Origin of the sequence: Geobacillus sp. FSL K6-0789, assembly GCF_038593135.1 — a bacterium.
GTDB lineage: Bacteria > Bacillota > Bacilli > Bacillales > Anoxybacillaceae > Geobacillus > Geobacillus stearothermophilus.
The window spans coordinates 2,648,521-2,665,807 of sequence record NZ_CP151966.1 but is presented as its reverse complement, the minus strand read 5'-3'; the positions used below and the strand labels follow the sequence as shown (position 1 = coordinate 2,665,807).

The following is a 17,287-nucleotide window of genomic DNA, read 5'->3' as shown; positions in this document are numbered from 1 at the left end:
TTTAGTTTGGGGAGAAACAGGCGATTCATAAATGTTAAAAAGAGGAAAGCGGCTTATTTTTTTGTGTTTTTTCGCGTTTTTCATTTATAATGAAAATGGAACAATCCTCGACAAGTGGAGTGAGAACGATGGCAACAAACGAAGAACATGTCCGCAAGCCGGACTGGCTGAAGATTAAACTGAACACGAATGAACATTATATCGGATTGAAGAAGCTGATGCGGGAAAATCGTTTACATACTGTGTGCGAAGAGGCGAAGTGCCCGAATATTCATGAGTGCTGGGCGGTAAGGCGGACGGCGACGTTTATGATTTTGGGCAGCGTCTGCACGCGCGCCTGCCGCTTTTGCGCTGTCAAAACCGGGCTCCCGACCGAGCTTGACTGGCAAGAGCCGGAACGCGTCGCTGAGTCGGTGCGCATCATGAATTTAAAACACGTCGTCGTTACGGCCGTCGCCCGCGATGACCTCAAAGACGGCGGGGCGGCGGTGTTTGCGGAAACGGTGCGTGCCATCCGCCGGAAAAATCCGTTTACGACGATTGAAGTGCTGCCATCGGATATGGGCGGCGTGTATGAAAACTTAAAAACGCTGATGGACGCCCGTCCCGATATTTTAAACCATAACATCGAAACGGTGCGCCGTCTGACGCCGAGAGTGCGCGCCCGGGCGACGTATGAACGCTCGCTTGAGTTTTTGCGGCGCGCGAAAGAACTGCAGCCGGACATTCCGACGAAATCGAGCATCATGGTCGGCCTTGGGGAAACGAAAGAGGAAATTATCGAAGCGATGGACGATTTGCGCGCCAACCATGTCGACATTTTGACGATCGGCCAATATTTGCAGCCGACGAAAAAACATTTGAAAGTCGTCAAATATTACCATCCGGACGAATTCCAAGAGCTGAAAGAAATCGCGCTGAGCAAAGGGTTCAGCCATTGCGAGGCCGGTCCGCTCGTCCGTTCGTCGTACCATGCCGACGAGCAGGTGAACGAAGCGGCGAAAGCGCGGCAGCTGAAGGCGTGAAGATGGCAGGCGCCCGGGCTTGCGGAGTCAAAGCCGGCGTCCGCCCCCCTCGCTGCCGCCAAACAGCCTGCGAGGGGAGATGCGGGCATCGCGCCCAGGCGGCAAACACTTTGACTGGCGGCTTTTGTTGCCGGAAAAAAGAAACGGTCGAGCCTCTTTAAGAAACAGGCAGACCGTTTTCTTTCGCTACCGTCCGGCCGGCGTCGGCCGCGGCGTGCCGTCGCGGAAGTCGCGGTCGAGGTGGTCGTTTGTCTCGTTGATCATTTCGCCGTTTTCATTTTCCCCGTCGCTCAGCTTTTTCCCTTGCGGATATTTCAACATCCGCTGAATCGTGGCATCGAGAAGTTGGTCGATATTGCGCGCGTTCGAATCAAGGAGCCCGAAGCGCTCAATGTCTTTCATCAGCTGTGGATTGTCGGCGATATACACATGGTAGTAGCGGGGAACGACGGACAGCGCTGTCTTTTTCACTTGGTCGGCGGTTTGCTGCCGATTTTTTGTGTCGGCGTCATAGACGACAAGCACCTCTTCATCGGTGACGAGCGTGGCGACATCGTTGACACCCGGTAGCTGCGTGCACAGTTTGCTGATTAAATCGGCGGCTTGCTCGCGGTTGAACGACGGCATGTCGTTATAGCCGTTTGCATCGCCGAGGATCGGGCTTTTTTGATGGCGGACGTAGCCGAAGTTGTTCATCGGCGTGTCATCGCCGTTTGGCACCCCATTTTCGTTGTACAGCTCATTGCGGTCGGTCACATTGATCGTATTGCCGCTCCGTTTGTAGACGTCGGTGTTTTCGTCCTGCGCCGTCTGCGCGCAGCCGGCCAGGGCGATCGCCGTTCCGAACGCGGCGGCGATCCAACATCGGTTCATCGTCAGCCCCCCTCGCTTTTAGGGTGGCACGCGGTTCGCTGTTTGATAACAGTAATTGATTGGGTGCGGTTCATCGTTTATGATGAAAGTGGAAAGGCGAGGTGAGAGCGGTGATTTGCATTAACAACCATTGTTATGAACTGGTTGAAAACGTCAAAAACGCGTTTAACGAAGAGGCGTTTCGCGCCCGATACGCCGATATTTTAGGGAAGTACGACTACATTGTCGGCGATTGGGGATACAATCAGCTTCGCCTGCGCGGGTTTTTCGATGACCATAACCAAAAGGCGACGTATGATACGAAAATCAGCACGCTGTCTGAGTATTTGTATGAATATTGCAATTTTGGGTGCGCCTATTTTGTGTTGCGCAAGGTGAAGCGGTAAAGGCGGCAGCCGCCCGCTGCCGGGCGGCCGCACGTCATTCGCCTTCGTTGTATGGAAACTGCTCGCTTTGGCGCGGGTCGTCGTGCGGCGGATGGGAGGCCGGATCGCGCCTTGGAATGTTTTGGTGAAACGATTTGAACTCATAGTTGAAGGCGCTGTAATGGCGCTGCCCTTCCTTCCACGGCGTGCTTTTGTTCTCGACCAGGGCGTCATCGCGGCGCGGCGAGCCGTACGGACCTTCCGGGAATTCTTCGGCGGTTAAAAAGTTGCGCTGTTTTTCGACGACGGAAAAGTCGGCATATTGTTCTCGTTCCGCCATTCGTCTCACCTTCCTTGCTGTCGGGGGTGTTTCATAAGATGTCCAAAACCGAGGAAGGTTATGAAAGGCATTCGTCCAAAAAGGCGCGCAGCTCATCGGCGTCTTGTTCGCTGAGTGCATAGGCGCGTTCGATATAGCCCGGCTCCTCCAAATCGTCGCGGCCAAGAATGGCAAACCGGTTGCTTTGCAAATCCAGCACCAAATATTTCCCATAAAAGCGGTCAGTTTCAATTAACGCCAAATCGAACCGCTGCCGCTCGCCGACAAAGCTGACGAACCGGACCGCTGCCTCGACCGTATCATCGTATAAGTAAAACCGTTCCCTCATCTCCATTCCTCCCTTTATTTTTCGCCTATGTCCATCATAGCAGACGAACGGCGAAAAAGGGAGGAAGGCGGGGAAGAAAAAAGGAGGACGAGCCATGTATTTTGTCGACCAAAACAAATTGGAAGAGCGGCTTCGCTGCATGGAGCAACTGATGGCGCACTACAAAGCGCAGCGCCACTGGGACGGCGCGCTTGAGCAGCTGGCGCTCGAGCGGATCGCTCATGTCCTCATCGAGGCGGTGCTCGATGTCGGCAACGCGATGATTGACGGCTTTATTATGCGCGACCCGGGGAGCTATAACGACATTATTGACATTTTGACTGACGAGCAGGTGATTTCGGCTGAGGACGGCGAGCGGCTGAAAGCGTTCATCGCCCACCGGAAAGCGCTCGTCCAAAACTATACGAACGTCGATCACGCGAAACTGCTCGCGGATTTGAACGAACAGCTGCCGGCGCTTGAGGCGTACCCGAAGGCGGTGCGCCATTACTTGGAAAGCGAGCTCGGCCCGGTGTCGGCGTTTGGCAGCGAATCGATGGATGGAAAGGAGACTGACAACCGTTGAAACGATACAAAGGCTATTTGCTTGACTTGGACGGGACAATGTACCGCGGCACAGAATGCATCGCCGAGGCGCGCGAGTTTGTGAACGAGCTGCACCGCCGCAGCCTCCCGTATTTGTTTGTCACGAACAACTCGTCGCGCACGCCGGCGCAAGTGGCGGAAAAATTGCGCTCATTCGGCGTGCCGGCGGAAGAGAGGCATGTCTTCACAACAAGCCAGGCGACGGCGAACTACATTTTTGAGCGAAAGCCGGACGCGTCCGTTTATGTCATCGGCGAGGAAGGGATCCGCACCGCGTTGGCGGAAAAAGGGTTCCGCTTCGCTGGGGAGGACGCAGACGTGGTGGTCATCGGCATCGACCGCCAGCTGACGTACGAGAAGCTTGCCATCGCGTGCCTTGCCGTCCGCAACGGGGCGATGTTCATTTCGACAAACGGCGACATCGCCTTGCCGACCGAGCGCGGGCTGCTGCCGGGCAACGGCGCCATCACGTCCGTCGTCGCCGTTTCGACGCAAGTGAAGCCAACGTTTATCGGCAAGCCGGAAAACATCATTATGGAGCAGGCGCTTAAGGTGCTTGGCGTTCCAAAGGAAGATGTGTTGATGATCGGCGACTATTACGAGACGGATATTTTAGCCGGCATGAACGCGGGCATCGATACGCTGCTCGTCCATACGGGCGTCACGACGAAAGAGATGCTCGCCCGCTACGAACGGCAGCCGACCTATACGGCTGATTCGCTCCGCGAATGGATGGAGCGCCTGTAAAGCAAGAGGGGTGTCCCGAAAGGCTCGGGGCACCCTTTCTCATGACCGGGTGCAGCAACAAAGCCATCGATGCGAACCAATAAATCGTGTTTGGCTTGAGGGGTGCTGCTATTTCGTCTTTTGCATGGATGCTTCGCGCCGCCGCTCACTCGGCGTTGGCGGCTCGATGCGCGAGGCGGCTGGATGCCGCCGCGGCGATGGCGCCGACGATGTCGTCCAAAAACGTGTTGCATTTGCCGGTTGATTTGTCATTTAAATATTGCAAAATGCCCGGTTTTTGTTTGTCGATATAACCGTAGTTCGTAAACCCGATCGATCCGTACACGTTGACGATCGAAAGGGCCAAAATTTCGTCCACCCCGTACAACCCTTCATCGCGGCGGATGATGGATTGCAGCGGCTCGTCAAGCCGACCGTCCTCGGCGAGCTTGTCGAGCTGGATGCCGGTCAAAATCGCGTTTTGCACTTCGCGTTTCGAGATGACGCGGTTGACGTTTTCAATGCATTCGTCCATCGTTAAATCCGGATGGTATTTCGATTGCAAATAATAAACAAGCTCCGCAATTTTTTCCACCGTCACCCCCCGCTCCTCGAGCCATCGGCGGGCGGTTTGTTCAAGGTTGTTCATATCCGGTTTGGTCATGGTTTGTCACCCATTCTTTTGAAAAAGTCGTTTGTTATATATATGTTATCATGCCATGAATGTATCCTTCGTATAAAGAAAAATGCTCATCGGTTTTTTTGACGCCTGCTGTCATATATAAACAATAGCTGCCCTTGCCGCGGCTATGGGCCCGGGAATCAGCGCGCAAAAGTCCGTTCCCGTCCGGGCGGCATCGGGGCGGCGACGACATGGAGGGAGGAAGAATGCAAGCCAAAAAGACAAAGGAGGAGCGGCCATGGAAACATGGGTATATGAGCAATATGACATGCGCGTCGGACGGATGGAACAGCGGGGAGCGTCTACGGTCGTTTGGCATAAACAAGAGCGGTTTCTCATCGTGCCGGCGGATGGGCGGAGCGAGGAGGAGCTGGAAGAGCGTCAGCAAATGAGCCGCTATTTGCGGGCGAAAGGGGTGGACGCCGTCGGGGAGCTGGTCAAAACGAAACATGGGACGTATATTGCCCCCTGCCAAGGCCAGCCGTTCGTCCTCCTCCGCGCGCCGCTTCCGGCCGCCCGCCTTCGTTCGCTCGGCCGCGAACTGGCGCTCATGCATGAATACGGGCGCTCTTGCCCGCTGCCGATCACATCCTGCCGGCGCATCGGCCAATGGCGCGAACTGTGGGCGAAGCGAATCGACCAAATGGAGGCGTTTTGGGCGAACATGATGGCAGCGGGGCCGGCATCGCCGTTTGACCGCCTGTTTCTTGAATCGTTCCCGTACTATTTAGGATTGGCGGAAAACGCCGTGCAATATGTGGCTGACACAGAGCTCGACGACGAACCGCTGCGCGTCGATTATGCGGCGTTTTGTCATGAGCGCCTGCCGCAAGCCGGCTGGGTCGAAGGAACGGAGGCGAAGCTGCCGCTCGATTGGGTGTACGACCATTGCGCCCGCGATTTGGCGGAATGGGTGCGCCATTTGTACAACAAGCGTGGGCTAGGCTGTCAACGGGCAGTGCGGCAGTTCTTCCAAGATTACGGTCATTTGGCGCCGCTGTCGTCGTTTGCCTGGCGGCTGGTTTATGCGCGCCTGCTGTTTCCGCTTCCGTATTTTGAATGCATCGAGGCGTATTATACGACGGCGGACCGCGAAGAGCAGGCGAGGCAGGAACGGGCGCTGCGGCAGTTGCTTGACGCATCGCGCGAGTATGAGCAGTTTTTGGCGTCATTTGCTGAGATCGCCGGCATCGCCAACCATATCCGGCTGCCGGCCGTTGAATGGCTGCCGCCGGCGCCATGAGGGGGAAGAAACTTCCCGTTTTTTCAGCTGAAGCAGGTCTGGGTGATTTTCCTTTTTATAGAAAGGAAACACCCTGTTTTTTTTCAGCCGAAGCGAATGGGGGCCTGTTTTCTTTCCGTGACAGGGGGTCTTCGTTTTTGTCCGCAACGAACGAGTGCCGACTTTTCCGAACCACCGGAACGGACAACTTCCCGTTTTTTTTAGCTGGAGTTGTGATAAGATTTAGAAAAAATGAGATGGAGGGCTGTTTCATGACGAAACCGTACGTCTTTGTGACGCGAAAGCTGCCGGAGGAGGTGATCGCCCCGCTCGCCGCCGTCGCCGAGGTCGGCATGTGGCCGCATGAGGACGTGGCTGTACCGCACGAGGTGTTGGTGGAAGAGGCGAAAAAGGCGGCGGCCCTTTTGCCGATGGTGTCCGACCCGATCGACGAGGACGTGCTGGCGGCCGGTTCAGGGCTTAAAGTCGTCGCCAACATGGGCGTCGGCTATGACAACATTGACGTGCCGGCGGCAACGAAGCGCGGCGTTCTTGTGTGCAACACGCCGGATGTGCTGACCGATACGACGGCTGATTTGACGTTTGCTTTGCTGCTCGCCACTGCCCGCCGCCTTGTCGAAGCAGCCGAATTTTTGAAAGAAGGAAAATGGAAAAGCTGGAGCCCGTTTTTGCTGGCGGGCGCCGATGTCCATCATAAAACGATCGGCATCGTCGGCATGGGCAACATCGGGCAGGCGGTGGCGAAGCGGGCGAAAGGGTTTGACATGGATGTGTTGTATTACAACCGCTCGCGCCGTCCGGAGGCGGAAGAGAAGCTGGGCGCCGTCTACCGCCCGTTCGCCGATTTGCTTGCCGAGAGCGATTTTGTCGTCTGCTTGACGCCGCTGACCCGCGAGACGCGCCATTTGTTCAACCGCGAGGCGTTTCGGCAAATGAAAACATCGGCGATTTTCATTAATGCGGCGCGCGGCGCGGTCGTTGATGAACAGGCGCTTTATGAGGCGCTTGTCGCAGGGGAGATCGCCGCTGCCGGGCTCGATGTGTTTGAGAAAGAGCCGGTCGCCGCCGATCATCCGCTTCTGTCGCTTCCGAACGTTGTGGCGTTGCCGCATATCGGCAGCGCCACATACGAAACGCGGCGAGCGATGATGACGTTGGCGCGCGACAACATCATCGCTGTCTTGGAAGGCCGGTCGCCGTTGACCCCGGTGAACGAGCTGTCGTAAAACTTTTCATTGCCAAATGGCTGATCGTCTTTTATAATGTCTACTATAAAAATACAAATGTCTACTGTACGTAAACAGAAGGAGCGGGAATCATGGAAAAACCAATTTTGGTCGGATTGTTAGGACTAGGAACGGTCGGGAGCGGCGTGGTGAAAATTATCGAAAACCACCAGGAAAAATTGATGCACCAAGTCGGCTGTCCGGTGAAGGTGAAAAAAATCCTCGTCCGGGACGTACATAAGCCGCGCGATGTCGCCGTCGACCCCGCATTGTTGACGACAAGCGCCGCCGACGTGATCGACGATCCGGACATCAATGTCATCATCGAGGTGATGGGCGGCGTCGAGGAGACGAAAGAGTGGCTGTTGCGGGCGCTCCGCCAAGGGAAGCACGTGGTGACCGCGAACAAAGATTTAATGGCTGTCTACGGTTCAGAGCTGCTTCGGGTGGCGGCGGAGCACCGTTGCGATTTGTTTTATGAAGCGAGCGTCGCCGGCGGCATTCCGATTTTGCGCAGCCTGGTCGACGGCTTGGCGTCCGACCGGATCACCAAGCTCATGGGCATCGTGAACGGAACGACGAACTACATTTTGACGAAAATGTCGCAAAACGGCGCTTCGTATGAAGCCGTGCTGGCGGAAGCGCAGGCGCTCGGGTTCGCCGAGGCCGATCCGACGTCAGACGTGGAAGGGCTCGATGCGGCGCGAAAAATGGCGATTTTGGCCCGCCTCGGCTTTTCGATGGACATCGACTTGGACGATGTGCAAGTGAAGGGAATCACCGAAGTGACCGAGGAAGACTTGAACTACGGGAAGCGGCTTGGCTACACGATGAAATTGATCGGCATCGCCCAGCGCGACGGGCAGAAGGTCGAAGTGAGCGTCCAGCCGACGTTTTTGCCGGATTCGCACCCGCTTGCGTCGGTGCATAACGAATACAACGCCGTCTATGTGTATGGCGAAGCGGTCGGGGAGACGATGTTTTACGGGCCGGGGGCGGGCAGCCTGCCGACGGCGACAGCCGTTGTCTCCGATCTGGTCGCGGTGATGAAAAACATGCGCCTTGGCGTCAACGGCCATTCCGCGGTCGCCCCGCAATATGAAAAGCAATTGAAAGCGCCAGCGGAAATTTTCTCAAAATACTTTTTGCGCATTCATGTGAAAGACCAAGTCGGTGCATTTACGAAAATTACGACGCTGTTTTCGCAGCGCGGGGTGAGCTTTGAGAAAATTTTGCAGCTGCCGCTGAAAGAAAACGGTCTGGCGGAAATCGTGATCGTGACGCATGACGCCTCGCAGCAAGACTACGAAGACATTTTGCAGCAGCTGGGCGATTTGGAAATCGTCGAGCGCGTCCAAAGTTCGTATCGGGTGGAAGGGGAGAAACGGTAATGGCATGGAACGGCCTGCTTGACGCCTATGGCGAGTTTTTGCCGCTTACGGCGGCGACGCCGAGGCTGTCACTTTGCGAAGGGAACACGCCGCTCATTCCGCTGCCGCGTCTGTCGGAAGAGCTTGGGATCACCTTGTATGTCAAGGTTGAAGGGGCGAACCCAACCGGTTCGTTTAAAGACCGCGGCATGGTGATGGCGGTGGCGAAAGCGAAAGAGGAAGGAAGCCATACGATCATTTGCGCGTCAACTGGCAACACGTCGGCGTCGGCGGCCGCCTATGCGGCGCGCGCCGGCATGCGTTGCCTCGTCGTTGTGCCGAACGGGAAAATCGCGCTTGGCAAACTGGCGCAAGCGGCGATGTACGGCGCGGAGATTTTCGCGATTGACGGCAACTTTGACGAGGCGCTGAAAATGGTGCGCCGCCTGAGCGAAACGGCGCCGATTACGCTTGTCAACTCGGTCAATCCGCACCGGATCGAAGGACAGAAAACGGCGGCGTTCGAAGTGTGCGACCAGCTTGGCCGCGCCCCGGACGTGCTCGCCATTCCGGTCGGCAACGCCGGCAACATCACCGCCTATTGGAAAGGGTTTAAGGAGTACCATGCGGCCAAAGGGACCGGGTTGCCGCAAATGCGCGGCTTTGAAGCGGAAGGAGCGGCAGCGATCGTCCGCAACCGGGTGATTGAACAGCCGGAAACGGTGGCGACGGCGATCCGCATCGGCAATCCGGCGAGCTGGGAAAAAGCGGTCGAGGCCGCCAACGAATCGCGCGGAAAAATCGATGAGGTGAGCGATGCCGAAATTTTGGCCGCCTACAAGCGGCTCGCCCGGACGGAAGGCATTTTTGCCGAGCCGGCATCATGCGCGGCCATCGCCGGGGTCATCAAACAGCGCGAACGGAACGAAATCGAACGCGGCAGCCTCGTCGTAGCGGTTTTGACCGGCAACGGCTTGAAAGACCCGGCCATCGCCTTGGAGACGGCGGCGATTGAGCCGGTCGTGCTGCCGAATGATGAACGAGCTGTCTTGGAGCGTTTGCAAGGGGTTGTCCGCACATGAAAGAAGACGAGATGTTGAAAATCATCGTGCCGGGCAGCACGGCGAACTTAGGGCCCGGCTTTGACTCGATCGGGCTCGCCGTCAACCGTTACTTGACGCTTGATGTTCGCTTGGCGGAAGCGTGGTCGTTTGCGCCCAAAACACCGGAAGTCAGCGGCATTCCGCGCGGGACGGACAATTTGGTGTACGAGGTGGCGGACAAGGTGGCGGACGCGCACGGCCGGCGGCTGCCGAGCTGCGCGGTCGATGTGTACAGCGACATTCCGTTTACGCGCGGGCTAGGTAGCAGCGCAGCGGCGGTCGTCGCCGGCGTGGAGCTCGCCGATGCGCTGCTCGAGCTAGGCCTGTCGCGCGAACAAAAGATGGAATGGGCGGCCCGCTATGAAGGGCATCCCGACAATGTCGGCGCCTCGCTGTACGGGGGGCTGGTCATCGGCTGCTGCCGCGAAGCGGGGGTGGATGTCGTCCGTGTGCCGGAATTTGATGTGGAGATCGTCGCCATTATCCCCGGTTATGAACTGGAAACGAAAAAAGCGCGCGGACAGCTGCCGGCCCAATGGCCGCGGGCGCGCGCCGTCGAGGCAAGCGCCGTCAGCAACGTCCTTGTCGCCGCCTTGCTCACGAAAAACTGGAAGCTCGCCGGCCGGATGATGGCGGCCGATTTGTTCCACCAGCCGTACCGGAAACCGCTCGTTCCGGAGCTGGCGCGGGCCGAGACGCTTGCCGAGGAATACGGAGCGATCGGCGCGGCGCTGAGCGGGGCGGGGCCGACAGTGCTCGTCTTTGCCGAACCGGGTCAAGGAGAGCGGCTGGCGCACCAGCTGCGCCCGCATTTTCCGACGTGCGACATCGCGCGTCTTTCCGTCGAGCCGCGCGGCAGCCGCGTCTACAAGCTGGCGCTTGAAGCTTGACCGCCAGCGGCAGTCCGGTTTTCGGGGTCGTCCGGAAGCGGACGGTGTCCGCCCGCCGGCGACAAAAAAAATCCGAACAGCGGTCGCTGTTCGGATTTTTCATTAAAACACTTGTTCCACTTCAACGACGCCCGGCACTTCTTCAAACAAGGCGCGTTCGATCCCCGCTTTCAGCGTGATCGTCGAGCTCGGGCAGCTGCCGCATGCGCCAAGGAGACGGAGTTTGACAACGCCGTCTTCGACATCGACAAGTTCGCAGTCGCCGCCGTCGCGAAGCAGGAACGGACGGAGTTTATCTAAAACTTCTTGTACTTGTTCTTTGATTTCTTGATCCGTCATTTTCATCGACTCCTTTCCCTATTTTTTATTATAATCATGGTAGCGGAAAAAATCTAATGATAACTGTAGATGAGCATTTTTCATTACAATAATTTCCATGGTTAGAGAGACAAACAGGGTACCCCTTACGCGATACGGAGCGGTTTTTTGATCACATCAATGGGAATATCTTGCTTCGCAGCGTCATAAATGAACTCGACGACGCTGTGGTCTTTCCGCGACCGAAGAAGCTCCAGCCCGGTGGAGAGGTTTTGTCGGGATTCGGCGATGCTGTACACGCAGGAGAGCAGCACCACCGCCCAATACCGTTTCACCGCCCGAATGTGGCGAACGCGGTATCCATCCAGCTTCAGTTGATCTTTCGCCTGCCGGAAAAAGCACTCGATCGTCCAGCGCTGGGCGTAGTAACGCAAGATGTCTTCGTCCCCGAGTTCCCGGTCGGTGCTCAAGATGCAATGAAGATGTTCCGGCGCCATCGGCTGATCCGCCTTCCAAGCCAGCAGCACCACCGCGTCATCGAGGCCATGGATGGCCCCCTCATAGCGATACACGCGATAACGCTCCTGCCCCACCGTGACGAGGCGGGTGTCTTTGGACTCGATATAGCGGGCAAACTGCTTGGCTTGGATGGCGATGCCTTTCGGGTAGAGAATCCGGTTCGTCTTGAGCATCGCGATGACATGGAATCCCTGTTTCAAGCAGGCTTCAATGAGCTTTTTGGACGGATACCACGAATCCATGAGCACATACACCGGCTGAGCCCGCTTCACCTTGAGCGAGGAAAGCATCTCGATCGCCAGGTCGATCTTGCTTTTTCCCGCTTTCTTGTCATACAGGCGGAACGCAAATGGGAACGCCTGCGTGAAGGTGTGCACCATCAGCCAAACGAGCGAATGCCCCCAGACCGATTGATGATCTTTATGCGAGTAGTGCCAGTCGCACCCTTGAATGGCGTGCACAGCCCGTGACGAAGGCTTTGTTTTTTGGCAAATCGTATCATCAATCGAAACAAAAAGGGGTTGATTCTTCCGTTTGGCCAGTCGTTCGACCTGGGAAAGGATCCACTCTTGAAGCTTCCCAAGCAGCCTTTCCTCGTTCCAAGGGCTTTTCGTGAAAAAGTGACGGAGCGTCGTTCGATGATTCGGATGAAAGCTCCAGTAATGAATATCAGTCAATGTTCCCGAGAATCCCTTGGTGGTCAAGGCATCGACAATATGAATGAGATGCTTGATGACCGGTTTGGAAAGCTGCAGCGTCAACCCCAGCGTGAAGAAAAACTTGTGGATTCCTTGGTGATGTGCTAATCTATTCATGAGACATGAACCTCCTTGTGGATAGTTGGTGGTACATCTATTCTAACCAAGGAATCGGGTTCATGTCTCCTTTTTTGTTTAGTTGTCAATTTATGTCAGTGAATTTGCTCATCTACAGTTATTACATAATCGGATGGATCGAGCTTTTTGCGATGATTAGAACCTCCTTGCCCTATTGATTCCTTAAATCTTTTATTTGAATCTTCCCTTCTCACTTAAACAGATTCCCTTTCTCTTGTTATTTGCAACTGTATTCTCATTATTTTTGCGTATCTCTCAATAACAGAGCCATCAGGACTACGTTTTGAAATGAAGTTTTCTTGATTGGGGATCAATCAAGATAAATAAATTGATTTACAGAAAAGAGAGCGAATAGCTGCAGTATAAGGTTTTTTCTTAAATAGTCTGTTGATGATGTATAAAATTTTGTGTAAAGCATTTTGCTAGAACAAAAGAAAAAAGGTAGGGTATTCTCTGATTGGACCAAAAATCTTAGAGAAAGGAGAACCCTACCTATGTCTAAAAGTATACCGAATGTAGACTGGGCAAATCAACTGGAAAATGCCATTCGTCAGTTTGTAAAAGAAAAATTAGAACTGATTATGCGGGAAGAAATCAAACATTTCCTTGAAATCGAACAGGCTGGAACGCCGAATATGAGAAACGGCTACTATCAGCGAAATCTAGATACGCAATATGGCCGGATTGAGGGTCTTTTGGTTCCAAGAGACCGAAACGGGGAATTTCAAACGCAGTTGTTTGCCCCTTACCAACGGCACACCGGCTGGCTTGAGGAAGCCATCATCAGGATGTATCAAAGTGGCATGAGTACGCGTGAAATTGGCAAGTTTATTGAACGAATTTTAGGCAATGCCTATTCTCCTGCAACGATCAGCCGTATTACCGATGTAGTGAAGGAAGACATCGAGAAATGGCACACTCGTCCACTGCACAAGCGTTATTCCGTCTTATATTTGGATGGTTTATACGTAAAACTTCGTCGCGAAACCGTGGAGAAAGAAGTCATTTATGTGGTGTTAGGGGTGAACGAAGAAGGATATCGCGAAATTCTTGATTTCTTTGTGGGAGGACAAGAAAGCGCCTATGTATGGCAGGAAATTCTTCAACACCTCTACCAAAGAGGCGTCAAGGAAGTGCTTCTTGGCGTCTTCGATGGCCTTCCGGGGCTGGAGGAAGCCTTTAAGTCGGTGTATCCGAAAGCCGATGTGCAGCGCTGTGTCGTGCACAAAGTCCGCAACACCCTCAGCCGTGTTCGGAAAAAAGACCAATTCGAAGTGGCCGAGGATCTCAAGCTGATTTATCGCGCGCCGAATAAGGAGATGGCGTTACAAATGTTTCAACAGTTTGAGTCGAAATGGTCCAGCAAATATCCAAGAGAAGTTCAATCTTGGGCCAATGAGTTGGATGTCCTCCTTACATTTATGGATGATCCAAGCAGTATTCGAAGTGTGATTTATACGACCAATGCCATCGAACGAACGATCAAGGAAATTCGGAAACGTCTAAAGCCGATGAACAGTTTGAGCAGTTTAGAAGCCGCGGAAAAAGTCGTGTATTTAACCATTCAAGATTTTAATGAGAAATGGGCAGGGCGAAAGTTAAGAGGATTTGCCGAAGCGCAGGAAGCCCTCGAGCGAATGTTTGAAGAACGTTATCATTAACCAAATACTGTAAATAAACAAAATAGGGGGATTCTCCCTTTCCACACAAGAGACTGAATATTCAGTCTCTTGTGTGGAGAAAATCAGTCCCCTATCAATTCAAATCCATTTCAGAGAAACCCTACCCCATTTACATTACACAAAATTCTTGACGGTACCGTTGTCGATGATGTATAAAATTTTGTGTAAAGCATTTTGCTAGAACACCTACCCCATTTACATTACACAAAATTCTTGACGGTACCAGTCTGTTTTTTGACAAAAGGTTGAACAAAACAAAAAATAGTTGTAATGATAGCGTTTTCGTTATAAAATAATAAATGTAAACCTGAATCCGTGATAAAAACGCGTTCAAACTGCTGAGAAAGCTTGATAAATCAACAAATATCACACTTTTTGCTTTTCACTCAATAAGTGAACATCCGAAACTGGGCTAAACCCTTGATATGATTACGTTTTCCGGTGCTTTTGATGAGCTGCTGTCACGGATTCAGGTGTAAACAGAAACAAACATTTTATAACAAAAATGAACATTTTCGAACTGTGAAAGGAGGGAGGTGACGATGTTAAAAGAGGATAGATACCGGCTCATTTTAGATGTGATTAGTCAAAAAGATGTCGTGAAGGTTTCGGAATTGGCGGAGCGATTGAATGTCGCTGAAATGACGATTCGAAGGGATTTGAATGCTCTTGAGGAACAAGGCTTAATTGAGCGGGTTCACGGGGGTGCGAAGAAGAAAGGTACCATCCCTTATGTAGAGTTATCCCATGTTCAGAAACAAACGATCAATGTAGAGGAGAAAAAACATATTGCTCAAAAATGTGCGGAATTAATCTGCGATCATGATATTGTTTTTATTGGGCCGGGAACGACGAATGAATTAATTTATGATTATGTCAAGGCAGAAAATGTGGATGTTATCACCAACTCGATTACGGTTTTTAACCGTTTTAAGCACGATTCACGGTATGATGTGATTTTAATCGGTGGAAGATTTAGAGAAAGAACAGGAACCTTTATTGGTTATTTTGCCAATAAATTATTAAGCGAGATCAAAGTAAATAAAGCTTTTATCGGCACAAACGGAATCATTGATACAAGAGTGACTACAGCCAATGAAGAGGAAGGCAATGGACAAAGAATCATTTTAGACAATGCGGCAGAAAAATACATTTTAGCTGACCATTCTAAATTTGGGGTGGAAGCATTTTGTACCTTTTATGATGTAAAAAATGTGACAGCGATTATCACAGACACGAAAATTAGTCCCCAAATAGAAGAGTACTATAAGAAATGGACCAAAATTATTAAATAGAAAGTAAGGGAGGATCTCAACATGAAGATTGCGATAGGTGCAGATTCCGCCGGTTTTGAATTAAAAGAACATTTGAAAAAGTATTTAAGTCTCAAAGGTCATAAAGTGATAGATAAAACGCCGGAAAATGATTTGGATTTTTTTGAATCGACTACTCGTGTAGCCAAAGCGATTTTAGCTAATGAGGCTGACAGAGGAATTGCGATTGACGAATATGGAGCTGGGTCATTTATGACGGCTTGCAAGTATAAAGGCATTATTTGTGCTGAAGTCTCGGATGAACATTCTGCCAAGATGACAAGGGAGCATAATAACGCCTCGATGATTACTATGGGGTCTGGTATTGTGGGAAAACGGTTGGCTGAATCGATCGTCGATGCCTTCATCAAAGGGGAATACTCCGGTGGCAGACATCAAATTCGCGTGGATATGCTAAATAAAATGGCATAAATGGGGGGATTTCGGTGAAAATTTCGATAGGTTGCGATCATATTGTCACAGAAATTAAAGATCATTTAGTTGAGTATCTAAAAGAGAAAGGCTATGAAGTGATTGATAATGGTACTTATGATAAAGTGAGAACTCATTATCCGATTTATGGCAAAAAAACAGCCGAGAAAGTTGTAAATGGCGAAGCGGATTTAGGCATTGTTATTTGCGGTACCGGTGTTGGCATTACGACGAGCGCTAATAAAGTAAAAGGCATACGAGCCGCATTGGTTCGAGATGTAGCCACAGCCAAATATGCGAGAGAACAATTGAATGCCAATGTCATTGGAATGGGGGGACGAATTACAGGCATCGGGTTGATGGAAAATATTATCGACGTCTTTCTTGAAACAGAGTATAAAGAAACAGAAAAAAATAAGAAATGGATAGAAAAAATCGATGGATTGATTGAGGAGGACTCATCGATCGGGGATGAACACTTTTTTGATGAATTCTTAGAAAAATGGGAAAAAGGCGAGTACCCGAATGAATAATGAAAAACAAGAAGGTGGCAATCATTATGTTCAATTGTTTAGTCAACACAAAAGACATGTTATTAAAAGCTCAAAAAGAGGGTTATGCGGTTCCTGCATTTAATATTCACAACTTGGAAACGATTCAAGTGGTCGTCGAAACAGCATCTGAATTAAGATCGCCGGTGATTTTAGCTGCCACACCGGGCACATTTAAGTATGCGGGCCGAGATTACATCCAAGCCATTGCTGAAACGGCCGCCAAAAAATACTCGATTCCGATTGCACTTCATCTTGACCATCATGAAAACATCGAAGATATTAAGGAATCGATTGAATTGGGTACTAAATCTGTCATGATCGATGGTTCTCATCTTCCCTTTGAAGAAAATATTCAGGTAGTCAAACAAGTGGTGGAGTTGGCTCATTCTAATGGAGCAACCGTTGAAGCGGAACTCGGAAGATTGGGCGGACAAGAAGATGATCTAGTGGTAGATGATGCTGATTCTTATTATACGGACCCGCAAGCCGCCAAAGAATTCGTGGAAAGAACGGGTGTTGATTCTTTAGCGGTTGCGATTGGAACAGCTCATGGTCTTTACAAGTCCGCCCCTAAATTAGATTTTAATCGATTACGAGAAATTCGTGAAGTGGTAAGTGTGCCTCTTGTTTTGCACGGGGCATCTGGCATCCCATTCGAGGATGTTCGAAAATGTATTGAATTAGGATGCTGTAAAGTCAACATCGCCACTGAATTGAAAATTTCTTTTTCCAATGCGTTAAGACAATATTTAATCGATCATCCTAATGCAAATGATCCAAGAAAATATATGGAACCGGCCAAGCAAGCTATGAAACAAGTGGTTAAAGAAAAAATCGAAATGTGCATGAGTGTCAATCGTTATTGAAAAAGGTGAGA

Annotated in this window: 20 protein-coding genes; 14 read left to right on the top strand and 6 right to left on the bottom strand. The window is 51.8% G+C overall.

The genetic code is table 11. The features are described from left to right. The first annotated feature begins 128 nt into the window (after positions 1-128). On the top strand, positions 129-1,025 hold the full coding sequence (gene lipA / locus NSQ51_RS14220; RefSeq protein ID WP_033010386.1) for a lipoyl synthase: 897 nt from the start codon (positions 129-131) through the stop codon (positions 1,023-1,025). 186 nt (positions 1,026-1,211) lie between these two features. Here lipA and NSQ51_RS14215 read toward each other — a convergent pair whose 3' ends face one another. Next, positions 1,212-1,898: a YhcN/YlaJ family sporulation lipoprotein gene (locus NSQ51_RS14215; RefSeq protein WP_033016325.1), complete on the bottom strand. Its 687-nt coding sequence runs from the start codon at positions 1,896-1,898 to the stop codon at positions 1,212-1,214. Positions 1,899-2,008: 110 nt separating this feature from the next. Between NSQ51_RS14215 and NSQ51_RS14210 the strand changes: the two genes are divergently transcribed. Beyond that, positions 2,009-2,284, top strand: coding sequence for a YutD family protein (locus NSQ51_RS14210; RefSeq protein WP_033010389.1), 276 nt, complete (start codon positions 2,009-2,011; stop codon positions 2,282-2,284). A 34-nt stretch (positions 2,285-2,318) separates the two neighbouring features. Here the strand turns inward: NSQ51_RS14210 and NSQ51_RS14205 are convergent, their stop codons facing one another. Then, positions 2,319-2,603: a hypothetical protein gene (locus tag NSQ51_RS14205; protein WP_033010390.1), complete on the bottom strand. Its 285-nt coding sequence runs from the start codon at positions 2,601-2,603 to the stop codon at positions 2,319-2,321. Positions 2,604-2,661: 58 nt separating this feature from the next. Beyond that, the gene (locus NSQ51_RS14200; protein ID WP_049624155.1) at positions 2,662-2,931 is read right to left on the bottom strand and encodes a DUF3055 domain-containing protein; all 270 of its coding nucleotides are present in this window, start codon (positions 2,929-2,931) and stop codon (positions 2,662-2,664) included. Between the two features lie 94 nt (positions 2,932-3,025). Here NSQ51_RS14200 and NSQ51_RS14195 point away from each other — a divergent pair, with 94 nt between their 5' ends. Both NSQ51_RS14195 and NSQ51_RS14190 read left to right on the top strand, forming a co-directional pair. Next, a complete protein-coding gene (locus NSQ51_RS14195; RefSeq protein ID WP_049624156.1) occupies positions 3,026-3,496 on the top strand; it encodes a DUF86 domain-containing protein in 471 nt (156 codons plus the stop codon). Further along, positions 3,493-4,263 (top strand): TIGR01457 family HAD-type hydrolase, encoded by a 771-nt coding sequence (locus NSQ51_RS14190; protein ID WP_033016323.1) that lies wholly within the window; start codon positions 3,493-3,495, stop codon positions 4,261-4,263. The genes NSQ51_RS14195 and NSQ51_RS14190 overlap by 4 nt, the downstream gene beginning before the upstream one ends. Positions 4,264-4,408: 145 nt before the next feature. On the opposite strand, the gene NSQ51_RS14185 is transcribed toward NSQ51_RS14190, so the two are convergent. Further along, positions 4,409-4,906: a phosphatidylglycerophosphatase A gene (locus NSQ51_RS14185; protein ID WP_033010394.1), complete on the bottom strand. Its 498-nt coding sequence runs from the start codon at positions 4,904-4,906 to the stop codon at positions 4,409-4,411. Positions 4,907-5,162: 256 nt separating this feature from the next. Between NSQ51_RS14185 and yutH the strand changes: the two genes are divergently transcribed. The 5 genes from yutH to thrB all read left to right on the top strand — a co-directional run bounded on the left by yutH (position 5,163) and on the right by thrB (position 10,756). After that, the gene (gene yutH / locus NSQ51_RS14180) at positions 5,163-6,167 is read left to right on the top strand and encodes a spore coat putative kinase YutH (RefSeq protein ID WP_049625463.1); all 1,005 of its coding nucleotides are present in this window, start codon (positions 5,163-5,165) and stop codon (positions 6,165-6,167) included. Between the two features lie 251 nt (positions 6,168-6,418). Further along, a complete protein-coding gene (locus NSQ51_RS14175) occupies positions 6,419-7,393 on the top strand; it encodes a D-glycerate dehydrogenase (protein ID WP_033010396.1) in 975 nt (324 codons plus the stop codon). A gap of 92 nt (positions 7,394-7,485) precedes the next feature. Then, the gene (locus NSQ51_RS14170) at positions 7,486-8,784 is read left to right on the top strand and encodes a homoserine dehydrogenase (protein WP_033016320.1); all 1,299 of its coding nucleotides are present in this window, start codon (positions 7,486-7,488) and stop codon (positions 8,782-8,784) included. Further along, positions 8,784-9,845 (top strand): threonine synthase, encoded by a 1,062-nt coding sequence (gene thrC / locus NSQ51_RS14165; RefSeq protein ID WP_033010398.1) that lies wholly within the window; start codon positions 8,784-8,786, stop codon positions 9,843-9,845. The genes NSQ51_RS14170 and thrC overlap by 1 nt, the downstream gene beginning before the upstream one ends. Then, entirely contained in the window at positions 9,842-10,756 is a 915-nt protein-coding gene (gene thrB / locus NSQ51_RS14160; protein ID WP_033016317.1) for a homoserine kinase, read from the top strand. The genes thrC and thrB overlap by 4 nt, the downstream gene beginning before the upstream one ends. A gap of 102 nt (positions 10,757-10,858) precedes the next feature. On the opposite strand, the gene NSQ51_RS14155 is transcribed toward thrB, so the two are convergent. Both NSQ51_RS14155 and NSQ51_RS14150 read right to left on the bottom strand, forming a co-directional pair. After that, positions 10,859-11,101: a NifU family protein gene (locus tag NSQ51_RS14155; protein WP_225995604.1), complete on the bottom strand. Its 243-nt coding sequence runs from the start codon at positions 11,099-11,101 to the stop codon at positions 10,859-10,861. Between the two features lie 119 nt (positions 11,102-11,220). Beyond that, the gene (locus NSQ51_RS14150) at positions 11,221-12,408 is read right to left on the bottom strand and encodes an IS701 family transposase (protein WP_289492951.1); all 1,188 of its coding nucleotides are present in this window, start codon (positions 12,406-12,408) and stop codon (positions 11,221-11,223) included. A 515-nt stretch (positions 12,409-12,923) separates the two neighbouring features. On the opposite strand from NSQ51_RS14150, the gene NSQ51_RS14145 reads away from it, so the two are divergent. The 5 genes from NSQ51_RS14145 (at position 12,924) to NSQ51_RS14125 (ending at position 17,276) form a co-directional block, all read left to right on the top strand. Continuing rightward, entirely contained in the window at positions 12,924-14,090 is a 1,167-nt protein-coding gene (locus tag NSQ51_RS14145) for an IS256 family transposase (protein WP_342462762.1), read from the top strand. Positions 14,091-14,653: 563 nt separating this feature from the next. Continuing rightward, positions 14,654-15,406 carry a DeoR/GlpR family DNA-binding transcription regulator gene (locus NSQ51_RS14140; RefSeq protein ID WP_049626027.1) on the top strand — a complete coding sequence of 251 codons (753 nt, stop codon included), beginning with the start codon at positions 14,654-14,656 and terminating at the stop codon, positions 15,404-15,406. Between the two features lie 21 nt (positions 15,407-15,427). Then, positions 15,428-15,856, top strand: coding sequence for a galactose-6-phosphate isomerase subunit LacA (lacA, locus tag NSQ51_RS14135; RefSeq protein ID WP_049624216.1), 429 nt, complete (start codon positions 15,428-15,430; stop codon positions 15,854-15,856). A 14-nt stretch (positions 15,857-15,870) separates the two neighbouring features. Beyond that, positions 15,871-16,389, top strand: coding sequence for a galactose-6-phosphate isomerase subunit LacB (gene lacB, locus NSQ51_RS14130; RefSeq protein ID WP_049624217.1), 519 nt, complete (start codon positions 15,871-15,873; stop codon positions 16,387-16,389). A 26-nt stretch (positions 16,390-16,415) separates the two neighbouring features. Further along, positions 16,416-17,276 carry a tagatose bisphosphate family class II aldolase gene (locus NSQ51_RS14125; protein ID WP_049624227.1) on the top strand — a complete coding sequence of 287 codons (861 nt, stop codon included), beginning with the start codon at positions 16,416-16,418 and terminating at the stop codon, positions 17,274-17,276. Positions 17,277-17,287: the final 11 nt, after the last annotated feature.